The following is a 17,169-nucleotide window of genomic DNA, read 5'->3' as shown; positions in this document are numbered from 1 at the left end:
CGGGGGGCCCCCATGTGGGGGGGGCCACGGGGGGGTTTTTCCCCCTCCCCCCCGCCGGTTACCGCGGGCGGCGGGGGGCCGGCCGGCCGGGGGGGGCCGGCCCGCCCGCCCGCCTCTCACGACATCAACCACCAGGGGAGTCCCGTTGACCATGTCCGGCACCGAACTCACAGTCACCCTCAGCGGCGGCAGCGCCGCCGACGCGCTCACCGTCGTACGGACCCTGGAGCCCGTCTTCGGCGCCCCGGACGAACTGCCGTCCGACGAGCACGCCACCGTCCACACGGCCACATTCGGCGGCGACACCCCCGAGCTGCCGCCCCGGCTTCCGCAGAGCGGCGTCGGCCACCTGTCGGCGCCGGTCACCGCCACCGTGCAGGGCACGCCGGAGGCCGTCGAGAAGGCGAGCGACACGCTGGTGCGCGCCTTCTCCGCGGACGACCAGGGGAGCGCGTCGGGCGACCAGGAGCGGGAGCGTCAGCTGCTCCTGCAGCCCTGACCGGGCCGGTCTGTTCTACCAGCGGGACTCCACCTGGTCCTTGATCCGCCGGTCGTAGAGGTCACGGATCGCGGTGAGCGTCGCCTCGGGCAGCTCCGGCAGCCTGGCGGCGTCCGCGTTGGCGCGGGCCTGTTCGGGCGAGCGGGCGCCGGGGATCACGGTGGTCACGCCGGGCTGCTGGATGATCCAGCGCAGCGCCAGCTGGGCGGGGGTGTATCCCTCGGGCGCGAGGGCGGCGAACTCGGCCGCGGCCTCGACGCCTGTCGTGTAGTCCACGCCGGAGAAGGTCTCGCCCACGTCGAAGGACTCGCCGTAACGGTTGTAGGCACGGTGGTCGTTCTCCGGGAAGACGGTGTCCTTGGTGTACTTGCCGGACAGCAGGCCCGAGGCGAGCGGGACCCGGGCGATGATGCCGACGCCGGCCTCCCGGGCCGCGGGAAGCACCTCGCGCAGGGGTTTCATACGGAACGGGTTGAGGATGATCTGCACGCTCGCCACGCCCGGCCGGGCGATGGCGGTCAGGGCCTCCTGGCAGGTCTCCACGCTGACGCCGTAGGCCGCGATGCGCTCCTCCTCGACCAGGGTGTCGAGGGCGTCGAAGACCTCGTCCGTGGAGTACACGGGCGTCGGCGGGCAGTGCAGCTGGACCAGGTCGATGCGGTCGACGCCGAGGTTGCGCCGCGAACGGTCGTTCCAGGCCCGGAAGTTGTCCAGGACGTAGTTCCCCGGGATCTGCTCGAGGCGGCGGCCCATCTTCGTCGCGACCAGGACATGCAGGTCGGGGCGGCCGCTGAGGAAGCCGGCGATGGTCTGCTCGCTGCGTCCGTCGCCGTACACGTCCGCCGTGTCGAAGAAGGTGACCCCCGACTCGGCCGCCGTCTCCAGCACGGCCAGAGCTTCCTTGTCGTCGACGTCCCCCCAGTCGGCGCCGAGTTGCCACGTGCCGAGACCTACCACGGATGCGTGCTGCTGCGACCTGTCGAATGTGCGCTCTTCCATGGCGTCAGTCTGTCATCCGGCACCTGGCCGCGCGGAACAGGACGCTCCGCCCCGCCCACTCGCGGCATTTCACTCACACGAGTGAATGAAACAACTCGGGGGCATGCACGCGTCAACGGACGCCTAGCGTGAGCCCGTGACTGATCGTTCAGCAAGCAACGTCCAGCGTGACGACCCGGCGTGGACCCGCCGCGGTCTGCTCCGCTCCGCCGCCGCCCTGGCCGTCGTACCCCTGCTGGTGGCCGCGGATCCGGCCGAGGCCGCCCAGCAGCTCCCGGACTTCCCGGCCGGCGTCGCCCTGTACCGGTCGGCGTACCGGAACTGGGTCGGCGAGATCACCGCCGACGGACTGTGGGCCTGCGCCCCGACCGACGCCGGCCAGAGCGTCGCCGTCGTCAACTGGGCCTGGCGGCACGGCTGGACGGTACGCGCCCGGGGTTCCGCGCACGGCTGGTCGCCGCTGACGGTCACGGAGGGGACGCCGTCCGACGCGCCCGTCCTCCTCGTCGACACCGCTTCCCATCTCACGGGCCTGACCCTGGAGTCCGGCTCCTCCGTCCGCGCCGGCACCGGCGTCACCCTGGAGGCGCTGCTCACCTTCCTGGAGGAGCACGGCCTCGGTGTCACCGCCGCGCCCGCTCCCGGCGACCTCACCCTGGGCGGCGCCCTCGCGATCGACGCCCACGGCGCCGCCGTACCGGCCGCCGGCGAGCGGCGACTGCCGGGGCACACGTACGGCTCGCTCAGCAATCTCGTGCTGTCGCTGACGGCCGTGGTGTGGGACGAGGGCGGCGGCGCCTACGTCCTGCGCACCTTCCGCCGCGACGAGGCGGACTGCGCGGCGCTGCTGACCCACCTCGGGCGGGCCCTGGTCACCGAGGTGGTCCTGCGGGTGGGCGCGAACACCAACCTGCGGTGTGTGAGCCGTACGGACATCCCGGCCGGCGAGCTGTTCGCCGCGCCCGGCAGCGACGGCCGCACCCTCGCGAGGCACCTGGAGGAGGCCGGCCGGGTCGAGGCGATCTGGTTCGCCTTCACCGAGTTCCCGTGGCTGAAGGTGTGGAGCGTGGCGCCGACGAAGCCGCTCACCTCGCGGCGCGTGACGTCGCCGTACAACTACCCGTTCTCCGACAACGTCCCGACGCCGGTGGCGGAGCTGGTGGGCCGGATGGTGTCGGACGCGGCCTGGTATCTGGCGCCGGTGCTCGGCAACGCGCAGTACGACGCGGCCGCTCTGGGACTCGTGGCGACGCTGTCGGCCGACATCTGGGGACCGTCCAAGAACACACTGCTCTACATCAAACCCACCACGCTCAGGGTCACGGCGAACGGCTACGCGGTGCTCACCACCCGCGACCAGGTGCAGCGCGTGGTCGCCGAGTTCACCTCCTACTACCGCGAGCGGCTCACGGCGTACGCGGACCAGGGCCGTTTCCCGGTCAACGGCAGCGTCGAGATCCGGGTGACCGGGCTGGACGATCCTGCCGACGCGGAGCTGGACGGGGCCCGCGCCCCGCTGCTGTCGGCGCTGCGGCCGAGCGCGGAGCATCCCGAGTGGGACACGGCCGTCTGGCTGGACGTGCTGACGCTGCCCGGCACGCCCTACGCGGAGCGGTTCCTGCGCGAGCTGGAGCGGTTCCTGCTGCGGACGTACGACGGCGGGTACGCCCGCACGCGGGTCGAGTGGTCCAAGGGCTGGGCGTACACCGACGAGGGGGTGTGGGACGACGACGAGGTGATCGGCACGACGGTGTCCGCCTCGTTCGGCGAGGCCGTGTGGGGACAGGCGGCCGGGACGCTGGACCGGCTCGACCCCCACCGCGTCTTCGACAACGCCTTCCTGGACCGTCTGTTCAGGTGAGCCGTTCCCCCGTGGCTACTTGCGGGACGTCAGCGCCCGCTGGTGCACGGTCCGCGCCACCTTCGGTCCCAGCCAGCGCTTGAACCGGCGCAGCGCCTCCAGCTGTCCGGCCGCCTTGTCCATGCGGTAGTACAGCTGGGGCGGGACGTACGGGAGCAGAGGCGAGTGGCGCTGGCCGAGCAGGGCGAACATCTGCTCCGGGGGGAGGTGGATGTAGCGGGGCAGGTTCTCGTACCACCGGGCGCTGTAGCGGGCCGCGCTCTGGAGGGAGAGCAGGGCCTGCTTGCGTTCCCGCTCGTAGTGGGCGAGCGCCTGCGGGAGGACGGTGTGCTCGCGCAGGGCGCCGGCCAGGGCGATCGCGTCCTCCAGGGCGAGGGTGGTGCCGGCGCCGATGGAGTAGTGCGTGGTGTGGGCGGCGTCGCCGAGCAGGACCAGGTTGTCGCGGTGCCAGGTGCGGTTGGTGAGGGTGCGGAAGTTCAGCCACGGGGCGCCGCCCTGGGCGGTGGAGCGGCCGATCAGAGGGTGGCCGTCGAGCACGTCGGCGAAGAGTTTCTCCAGGAGGGCGAGCCCGTCGGCCTCGTTCGCCGTGTGCAGCCCCAGTCCCCTCCAGGTCTCGGGGGCGCACTCCACCACGCAGGTGCTGCGCTCGGGGCTGAAGGGGTAGCCGTAGCACCAGATCCAGCCGTGGTCGGTCTCGACGAAGGCGAAGGTGAACGCGTCGAAGACCCGGGTGGTGCCGAGCCAGATGTAGCGGTTGCGGCCGGCCCTGATCTCCTCGCCGAAGTGGCCGGGGCGGCCGCCGCGCAGGGCGCTGTGCACACCGTCGGCCGCCACGATCAGGTCGGCCGAGGGAAGGTCCCCGTCGGTGATCTCCTGGATCTCGTGCTCGAACTCCAGCCGTACGCCCAGCGATCGGGCCCGTCCGGCGAGAATCTCCAGCAGGCGGTGCCGGCCGATACCGAAGCCCTCGTCGCCGGGGTGGCGCGTGACGCTGTCCCGCACATGGGCGATGCCGTGGTTCCAGCGCACCGAGTGCTCCTCGACCGCGCGGGCCGACTCGGGGTCGTACGCTGCCAGCTTGTCGAGCAGGCCACGCCAGTACGTGACACCCCAGCCGTAGGTCGAGCCCTCGGGGCCACGTTCATGGACCGTGATGTCGTGGGACGGGTCCTGCCGCTTCAGCAGGATCGACAGATACAGTCCGGCGGGCCCGCCACCGACACAGGCGACCTTCACACGCACCCCTCAGCAACTACTCAACGCGTCCAATTGGCAACGCAGAGTAGCAGGCCAGGGTCTCGCAGTACGCGACCTTCCGCCGTCCTCAAAGGACCGCCCGCTGCGCTTCCCCTCCGGCGGACGGTCTCCGGTTCCGGGTTTGCTCCGCAGGTCACGGGTACCCGCGCCGGGACAACCCGACGAGACGAAGGAGGCGATGACCTGTGTCGCAGGTCGAGGAATCCATCGAGGTCGGCGTCCCCGTGCACACGGCCTACAACCAGTGGACGCAGTTCGAGACCTTCCCCGAGTTCATGAACGGGGTGGAGCGCATCGAGCAGCGCACGGACACGCTCACGCACTGGGTGACCAATGTGAACGGTGTGCACCGGGAGTTCGACGCCGAGATCACCGAGCAGATCCCGGACGAGCGGGTCGCGTGGACCACGATCGCAGGCGAGGCCCAGCAGGCCGGTGCGGTGACCTTCCACCGGCTCGACGACCAGCACACCAAGGTGATGCTGCAGATGGACTTCCATCCGGACAGCGTCACCGAGAAGGTCGGCGACAAGCTGGGGTTCGTGAAGCGGCAGACCAAGGGCGACCTGGAGCGCTTCAAGAAGTTCATCGAGGAGCGTGGCCGGGAGACCGGCGAATGGCGCGGCGCGGTCGTATGACCGTGACCGCGGGCTATCCGGCAGCGGCCGTACGGCACTCCGGATGGCCCCAGCCCTGATCGTTCTTGGCGATGGGTTCCCCGGCCGCGTACGGGCGTCCACAGACGCAGCGGCCGGGGAACTTCGCCTTGATGGTCCGTGCGGAGCCGCCGCGACCGCCGGACACCTTGGCGCCGCCCGGCCGTTTGCGCGGGGCGCGCGCCACCGGCGTGTCCGGTGCGGCCGGCGGCTCCGGCGATCCGAGGTCGCTGCCCGCGGGTTCCTGCACGGTGGCGGCCTGGCTCGCGGCGCGGTCCGCGAAGTCGTTGAGCGGGTCGCCGTCCACCTGGTGCGCGGGCACATAGCGGAACTCGACCGAGCGGCCGTCGAGCAGCTCGTCGATGCGCACCACCAGGTCCTGGTTGGCGACGGGCTTGCCGGCGGACGTCTTCCAGCCGTTGCGCTTCCAGCCCGGCAACCAGGTCGTGACGGCCTTCATCGCGTACTGGGAGTCCATCCGGACCTCCAGCGGCACATCCGGGTCGGTCGACGCCAACAGCCGCTCCAGCGCGGTCAGTTCGGCCACGTTGTTGGTGGCCTTGCCGAGCGGCCCCGCCTCCCAGCGCGTCGGGGACTCCGACGCGTCGGCGACGACCCAGGCCCAGCCCGCCGGCCCGGGGTTTCCTTTCGAAGCCCCGTCACACGCGGCCACAACACGTTCACGCATGCGCCCGATCATGCCATGGCCGCGCGGGGAGTCCGGACTCGGTTCAGGGGACGTCCGTGACCTGCGGCCGGTCCCCCGTTTTCGTCGTGACGTCGATCACCGAGAAGCTCGCGCCCTGCGGGTCGCTGAGGGCGGCGAACCGGCCGAACGGCGTGTCCAGCGGGCCGAAGCGGAGGACGCCGCCGAGCTTGGTGGCGCGGGCGACGGCGTCGTCGCAGTTGTCGACGGTGAAGTAGACGTTGATGTACGGCGGCACCTCGGGCGGAAACTCCTCCCCCATCTTCATGCGGCCCAGCACCATGTCGCCGTCGACCTCGAACAGGCGGAAGTCGACCGCGTCGTCCTGCATCTGCTTCGCGGTGTAGGGAAACACGGCCGGGAAGAACGCGTCCGACTTCTCGGGCTCGCGGGTGAAGACCTCGGCCCAGCAGAAGGCGCCGGGCTGCTCGGGCGGCGCCTGGAAGCCCTCGTGGACGCCCGCCTGCCACACGCCGAAGACGACGCCGCTGGGGTCGCGTGCCAGGCACATGGTGCCGAAGTCGCCGACCTGCATCGGCTCCATCACCACCTCACCGCCGTTGTCACGGATCTTGCCGGCGGTGGCGGCGGCGTCCGGGGACGCGAGGTACAGACACCACTGCGACGCTCCTTCCTGACCGGGCATCGGCGGTACGACGGCGGCGACGGCCTTTCCGTCGGCGTAGGCCTGGGTGTAGTTGCCGTACTCCGACGACGACTCACCGAAGGTCCAGCCGAGGACGTCACCGTAGAAGCTCTTGGCTCCCTCGACGTCGCTGAACATCGCATCGGCCCAACAAGGGGTTCCCTCAGGTTGTACGGCCATGACCGCGACCTCTCCAAATCGGTGAATGTCCGGCTTCTCACGCTAGCGATCCGGGCGCCGGCCCGCGCGACGAACGGCCCGATCCGTTCCAGACTGGACAGACGTGTCCGGTCTTCGGTGAAAGGGGGAGACGTATGACCACCGGGACCATGCAGGCGTGGTCCGTGCTGCGGCCGGGGCCCGTCGAGGAAGAGCCCCTCCGGTTCCGCCGGAAACCGGTGCCGGTGCCCGGGGCCGACGAGCTGCTGCTGCGGGTGAGTGCCTGCGGGGTGTGCCGTACCGATCTGCACGTGGCCGAGGGCGACCTGCCGGTCCGCCGGCCGGGGGTGACGCCCGGGCACGAGGTGGTCGGGGTGGTGGTGGGACTCGGGCCGGCGGTGAGCGGGTTCACGGCGGGTGACCGGGTGGGGTTGGCGTGGCTGCGGGGTACGGACGGCACCTGCGCGTACTGCCTGCGCGGGGCTGAGAACCTCTGCCCGGCCTCCCGGTACACGGGCTGGGACGCCGACGGCGGATACGCCGAGTACGCCACCGTCCCCGCCGCGTTCGCGTACCGGTTGCCCGACGCCCTCGACGACGTGTCCGCGGCGCCGCTGCTGTGTGCCGGGATCATCGGCTACCGCGCGCTGCGGCGGGCATCGCTTCCGGCGCGGGGCCGCCTCGGTCTGTACGGCTTCGGCGGCAGCGCCCATCTGTGTGCGCAGGTCGCGCTGGCCGAGGGCGCCACCGTGCACGTGATGACCCGGGGGGCCGGCGCCCGGCGCCTCGCGCTCGCTCTGGGCGCCGCCTCCGCGCAGGACGCGTACGACCCGCCCCCCGAGCCGCTGGACAGCGCGATCCTGTTCGCTCCGGCGGGCGAGCTGGTCCCGGTCGCGCTGCGGGCGCTGGACCGGGGCGGAGTCCTGGCGGTGGCCGGTATCCACCTCAGCGACGTTCCGCCGCTGCGCTACGAGAGCGAGCTCTTCTACGAGAAGCAACTGCGCAGCGTCACCTCCAGCACACGGCAGGACGGCCGCGATTTCCTCGCCCTCGCCGCCCGGTACGACGTGCGCGCCACGACCCGCACGTACCCCTTGTCCCGGGCCGACGAGGCCCTGCGGGACCTGAAGGCCGGGAGCTTCGACGGGGCGGCGGTGCTGGTGCCCGAGGTGGGGTGAGGCGGTGGCGGACGGCCCCCACCAGCGGCATCCCCGAGGACTACCAACAGGGCCTGAACGTACGGTTCATGGACATCGACGACCCCGTGCCGACCGCCTGCAGGAACGGCGGCTGCCCGTACCTGCCGATACCGCCGACCGCGTGCCAACCGCCGCCGGGGCCGGGGAGGTCGTACGTCTTCCGCCTTCGGCCCGGCTGTGCTTGCCTGGGGAACCGTTTCGGTGTCCGGGGCGGGAGTCGTATGCGCAGGGTGTGGAGCGTGTGGGTGCTGCTCGGCGGGCTGCTGCTCGGCGCGTGCACGGACCCGGCGTCCGGGCCACAGGGCCCGCCGCCGTCCCCGGACGTTCCGCGCGCCTCGGCCACCACCGAGCACGGCCGGCCGGCCGCCACCGCGCGCTCCGCCCCGAGGGCCCCCGGGAAGGCACCCAGCGTGCTGTACCTCGGCGACTCGCTGGCGATGGAGAGCCAGCGGGTGCTCGGGCAGGAGTTACGGCGGGACCTGCGCGCGAAGTACACCAGCGCCCCCTACTCCGGCACCACCCTGTGCGACTACCTGGAGGGCACGGGGGCGCGCTCCCTGGTGCCGGACCGGGACAAGGCCGCGGCCCTGGTCCGCTCGCTCCACCCGGACGTCGTGGTCCTGCAGTTCTGGGGCAACGCGTGGGGCTACACCTGGTGCATGGACGGGATCACCTACGCGGGCTCCCGGAGCAAGTACTTCAGGCGGTACGCGGCCGATGCCGAGCGGCTCGCCGAGCAGATCGCGACGGCCGGCGCGGGGAAGCGGCCGCGGATCGTGTGGGTGGCGCAGGGACCGGACCCGGTCACCCCCGACCGGGTCCGCCACGTCAACGCCCTGTACGAGAGGCAGGCGGCGGCCTCGGGCGACCTGGTCGCCGACGCGGGAAGGACGGTGAGCCCGGCCGGGGCCCGCCAGACATGGGTCCAGTACCTGCCCTGCACCGCCTACGAACACGAGCACCCCGGCTACTGCACCGAGCCCGGCCGCGACCGCACCGCCCTGCACCTCGACACGGACTTCCTGCACTTCTGTCTGGCGCCCACGACGTCCACGCCCCGGCCGTGCCCGGTCCGCTCCCCCGGCATCCTGCGCATCGCCCGCGAGGTCACGCGGGTGATCGGAGAACGGGTCGGCGGTCCCTGATCGCCAGTCGCTGAACGCGACGGTCAAAACCCTTCGACACCGGGCCCGTTGATCCGCGGAGAACTCCCGTCATGTGATCGGGGAAATCCGGGCCGAGGCGGGCTGACGGCGCACGGTCACGGCCCGGTCGCCCGGGACCGTGGCCGCTGACCGTCCGGGCGGGTCACTCGCCCGCGTACGCCTTGTCCAGGGCGGCGATGTCGAACTTGCTCATCGCCATGAACGCCTTGGTCACGCGGGCCACCTTCGCCGGGTCCGGGTCGGTGATCATGGCCTGGAGCCGGTCCGGGACGACCTGCCAGGACACTCCGTACTTGTCTTTGAGCCAGCCGCAGGGGCCGGGTTCGCCGCCGTTCTCGGTGAGCTTGGCCCAGTAGTAGTCGATCTCCTCCTGGTCCTTGCAGAGGATCATGAAGGAGACCGCCTCGCTGAACTTGAACTCGGGTCCGCCGTTCAGCGCGAGGAACCTGTGGCCGTTGGCCGTGAACTCGACGGTCAGCACGGAGCCGGCCGGCTGGGGCGCTCCCTCGGGGTAGCGGGCGACCTCGCCGATGCTGGAGTTCTTGAAGATGGACACGTAGTGGTGAGCGGCCTCCTCCGCCTGGCCGTCGAACCAGAGACATGTGGTGAAACCGTCGGCTGCCATGAGTACCTCCTGGGTGGGGAACGCGGTCATCTGTACCGACCGATCCTCGCCGCGGAACTCATCGGTCGGGCGGCCGATTCATCCAGGTGGCCGATGCACCGACGCGAACCGGCATCCGCCCCATGACGTCTTCGCCCACGGACACGGTCCGGCCCTTCCGCCTCGACATCCCGCAGAGCGACCTCGACGACCTGTACGACCGTCTCGACCGCACCCGCCGTTGCCCGAGGAGGCCGTGGACCGGGACCGGCCGATGACCGACGTGATGCTGTACTGGCTGACCGCGACCGCCCGTTCGGCCGCCCGGATCCACTACGAGCGCGCGTACCTCCAGGGCGAGTGGGCAGCCCGGCCGGCCGAGCCGTCCACGGCGTCGCCGACCGCCGTCGCGCTCCAGATCCCCTTTCGGCACAAGGCGGCGCGCACCGAGAACATCGTGCGGTGGACCGGGTTCGAGCGGAGCGGCCACTTCGCGGCCATGGAGGAGCCGGATCCGTTGGTGGGGGACGTGTGTGCCTTCTTCCGTCAGCTGCGGGAGGGGCCGTCGGGTGACCGCTCTGCCCGTGGCGAATCTGCTGAGGGCCTGGAATTCCCCGGGCGGCCCCGGTCCCGGCCCAGAGTGGAGATCACGACGACTCGACACAGAGGAGTGCTGATGCTGTCTCCACTCACCTCCGGCCCGGGGGCGGCCCTGCTGCCCCGGGCGCAGGACGGCGACACCCCGCCCACCCGGTTCGACGACCACCTGGCCGCCCAACTGCTCGCCCAGCGCATCGTCCTGCTGGGCACCCAGGTCGACGAGGTGTCCGCGAACCGGGTCTGCTCCCAGCTGCTGATCCTGTCCGCGGAGGACCCGCGCACCGACATCAGCCTGTACATCAACAGCCCGGGCGGCTCGGTCCACGCGGGCCTGGCCATCTACGACACGATGCAGCTGATCCCGAACGACGTCTCCACGCTCGCCATGGGCTTCGCGGCGAGCATGGGCCAGTTCCTGCTCAGCGTCGGCGCGCCCGGCAAGCGCTACTCGCTGCCGCACGCGCGGATCATGATGCACCAGCCGTCGGCGGGCATCGGCGGCACCACCGCGGACATCGAGATCCAGGCGGAGAACCTGGAGAACCTGAAGCGGACGATCGAGCGGATCACCGCCGACCACACCGGGCAGAGCCCGGAGACCATCTCCCGGGACGGCGACCGTGACCGCTGGTTCACGGCCGAGCAGGCCAGGGAGTACGGCATGGTGGACCAGGTCGTGGCGTCGCTCGACGATGTCCGCCCGGCCGCCTCGAAGCGACGGATGGGACTCTGACATGGGGACGTACACGATTCCGAACGTCGTCGAGAAGACCCCGCAGGGCGAGCGGTCGTACGACGTGTTCAGCCGGCTGCTGGCGGAGCGGATCATCTTCCTCGGCACCGAGATCGACGACGGCGTCGCGAACGTCGTCATCGCGCAGCTCCTCCATCTGGAGTCCTCCGCACCGGAGAACGAGATCGCGATCTACATCAACTCCCCCGGCGGCTCGTTCACCTCGCTGATGGCGATCTACGACACGATGACGTACGTGCAGTCGCCGATCACGACGTTCTGCGTCGGGCAGGCGGCCTCCACGGCGGCCGTGCTCCTGGCCGGCGGGGACCCGGGGCGACGGTTCGTGCTGGAGCACGCTCGGGTGCTGCTCGGGCAGCCGGCCAGCGGCGGACAGCAGGGGACGGTGTCCGATCTCTCGCTCCAGGCCAAGGAGATGGTGCGGATCCGCTCCCAGGTGGAGGAGGTGCTGGCACGGCACACGCACCACGACATCGCCACCCTGCGCGCGGACATGGACCGCGACAAGGTGTTCACCGCCGAGGAGGCGGTCGCGTACGGACTGGCGGACGAGGTGGTGAGCCGGCGCCTCGTGACGGTCTGAGGCGCCGGCCGGTCCGGTCAGGCGGCCAGGCAGAGCCCGTTGTACGGGGCCGTGGAACGGCGGGTGACGCCGACCCGCGCCTGGCGGGTGAGCTCGCCCTGGGCCAGCGACAGCAGATCTCCCAGGCCCAGGCCGAGGGCGTGGGCGGCGGCCGCGAGGACCTCCGACGAGGCCTCCTTGCGGCCGCGCTCGACCTCGGAGAGGTACGGCATGGAAATCCGGGCGGCGTCGGCGACGTCCTTGAGCGTGCGCTCCTGAGCGAGGCGTTCGCGGCGCAGCACATCGCCGACCAGGTCGCGCAAGAGGGGTTCCTTCCGCGCGCCCGCGTCGAGGGGGACGGGGGCCGTCGGCGACTGGCCGGGCGGGGAGGCGGCGGGGCGTTCGGACACTGGGCGGGCGGTCCCGGGGCGCGCGGCGGGCGGGCGCAGGGGAATCACGCGGGCTTGGTTCGGCGCTTGGTTGCTCACCCTGATCAGACTAGATTCCCTGGCCCCGAGGGCAAGGTGCCGGCATTCCGCCCTCGGGGGAATCGGCCATAAGGTACAGAACCCCCATCGTGAGAGGTTCGACCGCCGTTTTTCCGCCGCTCGGACGCAGGACGGGCATGGGCCCTCACGCCCCGGGTAGGCGCACGGTTGAAGGACCTGGGACGGTTCGCTGTTCCGCGGCCGGCGTGCATACGTCACCGCGATCCGGGTACTCGCACGCGGCGAGCCCGGAGCAGGACCCGAGACAACCAAGGCCGAAGAGGCAGACGTCGAGCCGTGACTTTCGTGGGAGAGGTAATGGACACCGCCGTGATCCGGTCGGAGGCACAGGTCGTCAAGCAGACCGCCGGGACCAGGACGACGGGTGACGGACCGCTGCCGGGAGTCGAGGACCCGCGGACCGTGGCGCCGCGCGACGCGCGGGAGCTTTCCCGCCAGTTTTTCCAGCGCCTGACCCAGCTCGAAGAAGGCACGCACGAATACCAGTACGCGCGCAACACGCTCATCGAGATGAACATGTCCCTGGTGCGCTTCGCGGCCGGCCGGTTCCGCGGCCGCGGCGACGACATGGAGGACATCGTCCAGACCGGCATGATCGGTCTGATCAAGGCCATCGACCGATTCGAGCTGGCGCGCGAGGTCGAGTTCACGTCGTTCGCGCTGCCCTACATCGTCGGCGAGATCAAGCGCTTCTTCCGTGACACCACCTGGGCCGTGCACGTGCCGCGGCGGCTGCAGGAGCTGCGCGTGGAGCTGGCCAAGGCCCGCGAGGAGCTCGCCAGCCGGCTGGACCGCGAGCCGACCGTGGCCGAACTCGCCACGTTGATGAACATCCCCGAGAGCGAGGTGGTGGAGGCGCAGATCGCCTCCAACGGCTACAACTCGTCCTCGCTGGACGCCGCGCTCACCGGAGACGGCCCGGAGGGCGGCGAGGCGGTCCTCGCCGACTTCATCGGGGTGGAGGAGAACGGGCTGCGGCTCGTGGAGGACTTCCAGTCCCTCGCCCCGCTCATGGCCGAACTGAGTGAGCGCGATCGGCAGATCCTCCATATGCGGTTCGTGGAGGAGGCCACCCAGGCGGAGATCGGCGAGCGTCTGGGCTGCTCGCAGATGCATGTGTCCCGGCTGATCAAGCGGATCATCACACGCCTGCGCCACGGCATGCTGGGCGAGCTGGGCTGCGCCTGACCGATCCGACCCGGACGCGAACGAGCGGGTGCCGTCCCCACGGAACGAGGGCCGCATGACGGCCGGGGCGGTACCCGTGAACGGGCTCAGGTGCGAACAGGCGCAACCGTGACGCCTCAACCGTGAGCCTTCAAGAGCGGGCGGAGATCACCTCTGGCCCAGGCCCACGACGGCGCGAACCCGCTTGCCGACGGGCACCCGTTCGAAGTCGATCTCCGCGGCCAGCGCGTGCACGATCTCCAGGCCGTGTCGGCCGATGCGCTCAGGATCCCTGGGGAAGCGCCGGGGAAGGGCGACGCTGCTGTCGTAGACCACGACGGCCACCGCGCCGGCCGTGCCCTCCAGCTCAAGGATGTACGGCCCGTCGCTGTGCCGGTCCGCGTTGGTGACCAGTTCGCTGACCACCAGGAGGATCCCGTCCTTGGTACGAGGGTCCACGTCGGCGCACCACTCGGTCCTGAGCTGCTCCAGGAAGCTCCCGGCGAAAGCCCGCGCCTCCGCTATGGATCCCGGTTCGCCGGTGTAGTGCGCTGCCCGCCGTAGCGGTTCCACGGGCACGTCGAAACCAGTCGGTATCCCTGCCCCGTCCAGGTGCTCGGTCATGCGTGTCTCTCTCGGAAGCCGGACTGGCCGGACGCTGCTGCACCAGTGCTCGTACCCCGAGCCGCGCGTCACAGTCCCCGAGTCCCCGTGACGGTCCTTACGCCGGGCCGGTTGTGATCGTCGTACCCGGGGTGAGAGCCGCCTTCGCCGTTCCCGTGGTGTCGGAGTCGGGCGAGGGCGGTGGGGTCCGGGAGCCGGTCGGCGGCTCGCTGTTCGAGGAGGAGGACCTCGGTCGGCGGGTGGCCGCCCGCCGGGGCGGTACGCGGCGGCGACTGACGCGAGGCAGGAGCCGTACCGGTCGTCGGGGTTCCTGGAACAGGGCCTTGGCGAACACGGCGTCGAGGTGCGGGGCGAGGCCGGGGTGGGCTGCGGAGGGCCGTTCCACGAGGGTCCGGTGGGCGTCCTCGGGCCGCAGCACCGCCGGGTGCCGCCGGCGCCGTCGGTGTGACCGTCCGCTTCGCCGTGGCGACTGAGTGCATGCGACGGGGGGGCCAGGCGACGGGCGTTCAGGCGACGGGCGTGAAGAGGGCCGCTGCGGTGCGCTGCATCCGCAGGGCGTCCACGGACTCCGCCAGCAGTTCGTACTCGGTGGTGTCGTCGAAGGCGGCGATCCGCACCAGCCGCCCGGCGGCCAACTCGTCGGCCACCAGCTCCTGTTGGGCCGGGTCGGCGCACCAGGTGCGCAGCACGGCGGGCACGTCGGGAACGGTGTGTGCCACGGGGACGAGGGCGCCCGCCGGTAAGTGCTCGGCCTCGGGCCGGGGGTCCAGCCGGTCGGCGATCCAGGAGGCACGGTCGCGCAGCCACCACAGGGCGAGGGCGAGGGTGGGGGCACGGTAGGTCCCCAGCGGTACGCCGATACGCCGACCGTCACAGGTGCCGTACCCCGTGACATGGCACAGGAATTCGTCGTGCACGATCCACTCCCCCGCTGCTTCGCCAGACTTGGTCGGCCAGGCCTCACTTTCGATACGGCTCCCGTGCGGTGCTCGGCTCATGTGCTGTGCGTGATCGGCTCTTCGCTGGATGTGAAGTGCCCTAGCAGTCGAGTATGTTCACTACTGAAACACTGTCACCACGTCTTTCCAGCCAGTCTCCTGGCATATTCGCCGCCCGACATGGCCGAAATGTGATGGGCGGCCCCGCCGCCGTCATTACCTGAGGGGTAATCGACCCCGCGGACCGCTGCGGGCAGGGTGGAGCCACCGGGTCGCCGCAGCCGCGGATCCGGGTTTCGACCAGCAGATACGTCCTTGATGGAGGCCGATCACCCATGCCCGCGAACACCGACCGTTACGAGAACGCCGTCGCCCGCTACTTCGAGGCCTGGAACGCCCGGGAGGCCGGCACACGTGCCAAGGCGGTCGCCGCCGCCTGGACCGTGGACGGCACCTACACCGACCCGCTCACCGACACGGGCGGCCACGCGCAGCTCGTCGCGGTGATCGCGGGGGTCCACGAGCAGTTCCCCGGCTTCGTCTTCCGGCAGGTCGGCACGGTGGACGGCCACCACGAGACGGCGCGCTTCTCCTGGGAGCTGGTGAGCGAGGCCGACGGTTCGGCACCGGTGGCCGGCTCCGATGTGATCACCCTGGCCGAGGACGGGCGGATCAAGGCCGTCCTCGGCTTCCTGGACCGGGTGCCCGCCGGAGCCTGAGCAGGACGTCGGCGATGAGTTTCCGCGCTGCCGGTGGTCTCTTCAGCGGGAGTCTCCTGAGGTGGAGACCATCGCAGCGGAGGATGTCATGGCGACGACCGGGAAAGTGGAGGCGGAATTCACCGCCAAGCTGAGCAAAAGCCCGGAGAAGGGCAGCTGGACGTGTGTCCGCTGGCCCGGCTCCGTGGCGTTCTTCGGCACCCGCGGCCTGGTCAAGGTCCGCGGGATGATCGACGGGCACCCCTTCCAGAGCTCCTTCATGGCCCTCGGTGACGGCACGCACATGCTTCCGGTGAATGCCGAGGTGCGCCGGGCCATCGGGAAGAAGGCGGGGGACACGGTGACGGTGCGGCTCGAGGAACGGCTGGGCTGACGCCTGACGTGGCTTCCCTCAGGCCTGGCCCCGTCACGGCCGCCCGCGCTCGTACCGGCGCCCCCGCTCCCTCGCACCCTCCGCCGCCCGGGGCCGTGACACCCCGTCGGTCACGCCTTGACGATGGCGTCGATCCGCGCCAGTTCCTCCGCGTCGAAGTCCAGGTTGCGGATGGCGCCCACGCTGTCCTCCAGCTGCTGCGGGCTGCTCGCGCCGACCAGGGCGGAGGTCACCCGGCCGCCGCGCAGGACCCAGGCGAGGGCCAGCTGGGCCAGGGACTGGCCGCGGGACTTCGCGATGTCGTCGAGGGCGCGCAGGCGACCCACCAGGTCCTCGGTGACCGCGTCCGAGTTCAGGAACGGGCTGTCGCTCGCGGCCCGCGAGTCCTCCGGGATGCCGTTGAGGTAGCGGCCGGTCAGCAGACCCTGCTCCAGCGGGGAGAAGACGATGGAGCCGACCTGGAGCTCGTCCAGCGCGTCCAGCAGACCCCCGTCCTCGGGGCGCCGGTCGAGCATCGAGTAGCGGGGCTGGTGGATGAGCAGCGGGGTGCCCAGCTCACCCAGGATGCGCGCGGCCTCGCGGGTCTGCTCGGCCGAGTAGTTGGAGATGCCGACGTACAGCGCCTTGCCCTGCTGGACCGCCGAGTGCAGGGCGCCCATCGTCTCCTCCAGGGGAGTCTCCGGGTCGGGGCGGTGCGAGTAGAAGATGTCGACGTAGTCCAGGCCCATCCGCTTCAGGCTCTGGTCGAGCGAGGACAGCACGTACTTCCGCGAGCCCCACTCGCCGTAGGGGCCGGGCCACATCAGGTAGCCGGCCTTGGTGGAGACGACCATCTCGTCGCGGTAGGACGCGAAGTCGGCCTTCAGCGCCTCGCCGAACGCGGACTCGGCGGCGCCGGGCGGCGGGCCGTAGTTGTTGGCCAGGTCGAAGTGGGTGACGCCGAGGTCGAAGGCACGGCGCAGGATGGCGCGCTGCGTCTCGACCGTGCGGTCCGCCGGGCCGAAGTTGTGCCACAGACCGAGCGACAGCGCGGGAAGTTTCAGACCGCTGCGTCCGGTGCGCCGGTAGGGCATGTCCGCGTAGCGGTCGGGGTGTGCGGTGTACAACGCGACTCCAGAGGGGTTGGCACGGCGGAACCTGGTTCCCTGAGAACCGTGCCCACTCTCTCGTG

The 17,169-nt window shown here is 71.1% G+C and carries 20 protein-coding genes and 1 pseudogene; 12 read left to right on the top strand and 9 right to left on the bottom strand.

Annotation, left to right across the window (positions count from 1 at the left end):
* The first annotated feature begins 151 nt into the window (after positions 1 to 151).
* Positions 152 to 499, top strand: coding sequence for a hypothetical protein (locus ACIBK3_RS39475; RefSeq protein WP_399372793.1), 348 nt, complete (start codon positions 152 to 154; stop codon positions 497 to 499).
* A gap of 15 nt (positions 500 to 514) precedes the next feature.
* Here the strand turns inward: ACIBK3_RS39475 and ACIBK3_RS39470 are convergent, their stop codons facing one another.
* Positions 515 to 1,498 carry an aldo/keto reductase gene (locus tag ACIBK3_RS39470; RefSeq protein WP_399372792.1) on the bottom strand — a complete coding sequence of 328 codons (984 nt, stop codon included), beginning with the start codon at positions 1,496 to 1,498 and terminating at the stop codon, positions 515 to 517.
* A gap of 136 nt (positions 1,499 to 1,634) precedes the next feature.
* Between ACIBK3_RS39470 and ACIBK3_RS39465 the strand changes: the two genes are divergently transcribed.
* Complete coding sequence (locus tag ACIBK3_RS39465) at positions 1,635 to 3,359, top strand: cholesterol oxidase substrate-binding domain-containing protein (RefSeq protein ID WP_399372790.1); 1,725 nt, start codon at positions 1,635 to 1,637, stop codon at positions 3,357 to 3,359.
* 15 nt (positions 3,360 to 3,374) lie between these two features.
* Here ACIBK3_RS39465 and ACIBK3_RS39460 read toward each other — a convergent pair whose 3' ends face one another.
* The gene (locus ACIBK3_RS39460; RefSeq protein ID WP_399372789.1) at positions 3,375 to 4,595 is read right to left on the bottom strand and encodes an FAD-dependent monooxygenase; all 1,221 of its coding nucleotides are present in this window, start codon (positions 4,593 to 4,595) and stop codon (positions 3,375 to 3,377) included.
* Positions 4,596 to 4,801: 206 nt separating this feature from the next.
* Between ACIBK3_RS39460 and ACIBK3_RS39455 the strand changes: the two genes are divergently transcribed.
* Positions 4,802 to 5,254, top strand: coding sequence for an SRPBCC family protein (locus ACIBK3_RS39455; protein ID WP_399372787.1), 453 nt, complete (start codon positions 4,802 to 4,804; stop codon positions 5,252 to 5,254).
* A gap of 13 nt (positions 5,255 to 5,267) precedes the next feature.
* On the opposite strand, the gene ACIBK3_RS39450 is transcribed toward ACIBK3_RS39455, so the two are convergent.
* Both ACIBK3_RS39450 and ACIBK3_RS39445 read right to left on the bottom strand, forming a co-directional pair.
* Entirely contained in the window at positions 5,268 to 5,972 is a 705-nt protein-coding gene (locus ACIBK3_RS39450; protein ID WP_399372785.1) for a ribonuclease H, read from the bottom strand.
* Positions 5,973 to 6,003: 31 nt separating this feature from the next.
* A complete protein-coding gene (locus ACIBK3_RS39445; RefSeq protein ID WP_399372784.1) occupies positions 6,004 to 6,804 on the bottom strand; it encodes a VOC family protein in 801 nt (266 codons plus the stop codon).
* A 149-nt stretch (positions 6,805 to 6,953) separates the two neighbouring features.
* On the opposite strand from ACIBK3_RS39445, the gene ACIBK3_RS39440 reads away from it, so the two are divergent.
* Positions 6,954 to 7,961, top strand: coding sequence for a zinc-binding alcohol dehydrogenase family protein (locus ACIBK3_RS39440; RefSeq protein ID WP_399372894.1), 1,008 nt, complete (start codon positions 6,954 to 6,956; stop codon positions 7,959 to 7,961).
* Positions 7,962 to 8,203: 242 nt separating this feature from the next.
* A complete protein-coding gene (locus ACIBK3_RS39435; RefSeq protein ID WP_399372783.1) occupies positions 8,204 to 9,127 on the top strand; it encodes an SGNH/GDSL hydrolase family protein in 924 nt (307 codons plus the stop codon).
* Between the two features lie 163 nt (positions 9,128 to 9,290).
* Here the strand turns inward: ACIBK3_RS39435 and ACIBK3_RS39430 are convergent, their stop codons facing one another.
* On the bottom strand, positions 9,291 to 9,773 hold the full coding sequence (locus ACIBK3_RS39430) for a VOC family protein (RefSeq protein WP_399372782.1): 483 nt from the start codon (positions 9,771 to 9,773) through the stop codon (positions 9,291 to 9,293).
* A gap of 122 nt (positions 9,774 to 9,895) precedes the next feature.
* On the opposite strand from ACIBK3_RS39430, the gene ACIBK3_RS39425 reads away from it, so the two are divergent.
* The 4 genes and pseudogenes from ACIBK3_RS39425 to ACIBK3_RS39410 all read left to right on the top strand — a co-directional run bounded on the left by ACIBK3_RS39425 (position 9,896) and on the right by ACIBK3_RS39410 (position 11,689).
* The gene (locus tag ACIBK3_RS39425) at positions 9,896 to 10,030 is read left to right on the top strand and encodes a hypothetical protein (protein ID WP_399372780.1); all 135 of its coding nucleotides are present in this window, start codon (positions 9,896 to 9,898) and stop codon (positions 10,028 to 10,030) included.
* A pseudogene (locus ACIBK3_RS39420) lies at positions 9,994 to 10,311 on the top strand (epoxide hydrolase); the annotation flags it as partial. The gene ACIBK3_RS39425 and the pseudogene ACIBK3_RS39420, both read left to right, overlap by 37 nt.
* A gap of 120 nt (positions 10,312 to 10,431) precedes the next feature.
* A complete protein-coding gene (locus tag ACIBK3_RS39415) occupies positions 10,432 to 11,085 on the top strand; it encodes an ATP-dependent Clp protease proteolytic subunit (RefSeq protein ID WP_399372892.1) in 654 nt (217 codons plus the stop codon).
* 1 nt (position 11,086) lies between these two features.
* Positions 11,087 to 11,689 (top strand): ClpP family protease, encoded by a 603-nt coding sequence (locus ACIBK3_RS39410; protein ID WP_399372779.1) that lies wholly within the window; start codon positions 11,087 to 11,089, stop codon positions 11,687 to 11,689.
* Between the two features lie 17 nt (positions 11,690 to 11,706).
* Here ACIBK3_RS39410 and ACIBK3_RS39405 read toward each other — a convergent pair whose 3' ends face one another.
* Entirely contained in the window at positions 11,707 to 12,156 is a 450-nt protein-coding gene (locus ACIBK3_RS39405) for a helix-turn-helix domain-containing protein (protein WP_399372778.1), read from the bottom strand.
* 318 nt (positions 12,157 to 12,474) lie between these two features.
* On the opposite strand from ACIBK3_RS39405, the gene ACIBK3_RS39400 reads away from it, so the two are divergent.
* Entirely contained in the window at positions 12,475 to 13,365 is an 891-nt protein-coding gene (locus ACIBK3_RS39400; protein WP_399372775.1) for an RNA polymerase sigma factor SigF, read from the top strand.
* A 147-nt stretch (positions 13,366 to 13,512) separates the two neighbouring features.
* Here the strand turns inward: ACIBK3_RS39400 and ACIBK3_RS39395 are convergent, their stop codons facing one another.
* On the bottom strand, positions 13,513 to 13,968 hold the full coding sequence (locus ACIBK3_RS39395; protein WP_399372774.1) for an ATP-binding protein: 456 nt from the start codon (positions 13,966 to 13,968) through the stop codon (positions 13,513 to 13,515).
* 506 nt (positions 13,969 to 14,474) lie between these two features.
* Positions 14,475 to 14,885, bottom strand: coding sequence for a hypothetical protein (locus tag ACIBK3_RS39390; protein ID WP_399372772.1), 411 nt, complete (start codon positions 14,883 to 14,885; stop codon positions 14,475 to 14,477).
* A gap of 356 nt (positions 14,886 to 15,241) precedes the next feature.
* On the opposite strand from ACIBK3_RS39390, the gene ACIBK3_RS39385 reads away from it, so the two are divergent.
* Together ACIBK3_RS39385 and ACIBK3_RS39380 are read left to right on the top strand one after the other, a co-directional pair.
* The gene (locus tag ACIBK3_RS39385; protein ID WP_399372769.1) at positions 15,242 to 15,625 is read left to right on the top strand and encodes a nuclear transport factor 2 family protein; all 384 of its coding nucleotides are present in this window, start codon (positions 15,242 to 15,244) and stop codon (positions 15,623 to 15,625) included.
* Between the two features lie 88 nt (positions 15,626 to 15,713).
* Positions 15,714 to 15,998, top strand: a complete 285-nt coding sequence (locus tag ACIBK3_RS39380) for a DUF1905 domain-containing protein (protein WP_399372891.1) — start codon at positions 15,714 to 15,716, stop codon at positions 15,996 to 15,998.
* Between the two features lie 110 nt (positions 15,999 to 16,108).
* Here ACIBK3_RS39380 and mgrA read toward each other — a convergent pair whose 3' ends face one another.
* Positions 16,109 to 17,104 (bottom strand): L-glyceraldehyde 3-phosphate reductase, encoded by a 996-nt coding sequence (gene mgrA, locus ACIBK3_RS39375; RefSeq protein ID WP_399372767.1) that lies wholly within the window; start codon positions 17,102 to 17,104, stop codon positions 16,109 to 16,111.
* Between the last annotated feature and the right edge of the window lie 65 nt (positions 17,105 to 17,169).

This window comes from Streptomyces sp. NPDC050287 (assembly GCF_044459385.1).
Classification (GTDB): domain Bacteria; phylum Actinomycetota; class Actinomycetes; order Streptomycetales; family Streptomycetaceae; genus Streptomyces.
This window is presented reverse-complemented; position numbering and strand designations above follow the sequence as displayed.

Excerpts from the sequence above, each read along its gene's own strand:
- ACIBK3_RS39385 (WP_399372769.1), top strand. The coding sequence starts at position 15,242 with ATGCCCGCGAACACCGACCGTTACGAGAACGCCGTCGCCCGCTACTTC.
- ACIBK3_RS39410 (WP_399372779.1), top strand. The coding sequence starts at position 11,087 with ATGGGGACGTACACGATTCCGAACGTCGTCGAGAAGACCCCGCAGGGC.
- ACIBK3_RS39470 (WP_399372792.1), bottom strand. The coding sequence starts at position 1,498 with ATGGAAGAGCGCACATTCGACAGGTCGCAGCAGCACGCATCCGTGGTA.
- ACIBK3_RS39430 (WP_399372782.1), bottom strand. The coding sequence starts at position 9,773 with ATGGCAGCCGACGGTTTCACCACATGTCTCTGGTTCGACGGCCAGGCG.
- ACIBK3_RS39450 (WP_399372785.1), bottom strand. The coding sequence starts at position 5,972 with ATGATCGGGCGCATGCGTGAACGTGTTGTGGCCGCGTGTGACGGGGCT.
- ACIBK3_RS39435 (WP_399372783.1), top strand. The coding sequence starts at position 8,204 with ATGCGCAGGGTGTGGAGCGTGTGGGTGCTGCTCGGCGGGCTGCTGCTC.
- ACIBK3_RS39400 (WP_399372775.1), top strand. The coding sequence starts at position 12,475 with ATGGACACCGCCGTGATCCGGTCGGAGGCACAGGTCGTCAAGCAGACC.
- ACIBK3_RS39425 (WP_399372780.1), top strand. The coding sequence starts at position 9,896 with ATGACGTCTTCGCCCACGGACACGGTCCGGCCCTTCCGCCTCGACATC.
- ACIBK3_RS39395 (WP_399372774.1), bottom strand. The coding sequence starts at position 13,968 with ATGACCGAGCACCTGGACGGGGCAGGGATACCGACTGGTTTCGACGTG.
- ACIBK3_RS39440 (WP_399372894.1), top strand. The coding sequence starts at position 6,954 with ATGCAGGCGTGGTCCGTGCTGCGGCCGGGGCCCGTCGAGGAAGAGCCC.
- ACIBK3_RS39380 (WP_399372891.1), top strand. The coding sequence starts at position 15,714 with ATGGCGACGACCGGGAAAGTGGAGGCGGAATTCACCGCCAAGCTGAGC.
- ACIBK3_RS39475 (WP_399372793.1), top strand. The coding sequence starts at position 152 with ATGTCCGGCACCGAACTCACAGTCACCCTCAGCGGCGGCAGCGCCGCC.
- ACIBK3_RS39445 (WP_399372784.1), bottom strand. The coding sequence starts at position 6,804 with ATGGCCGTACAACCTGAGGGAACCCCTTGTTGGGCCGATGCGATGTTC.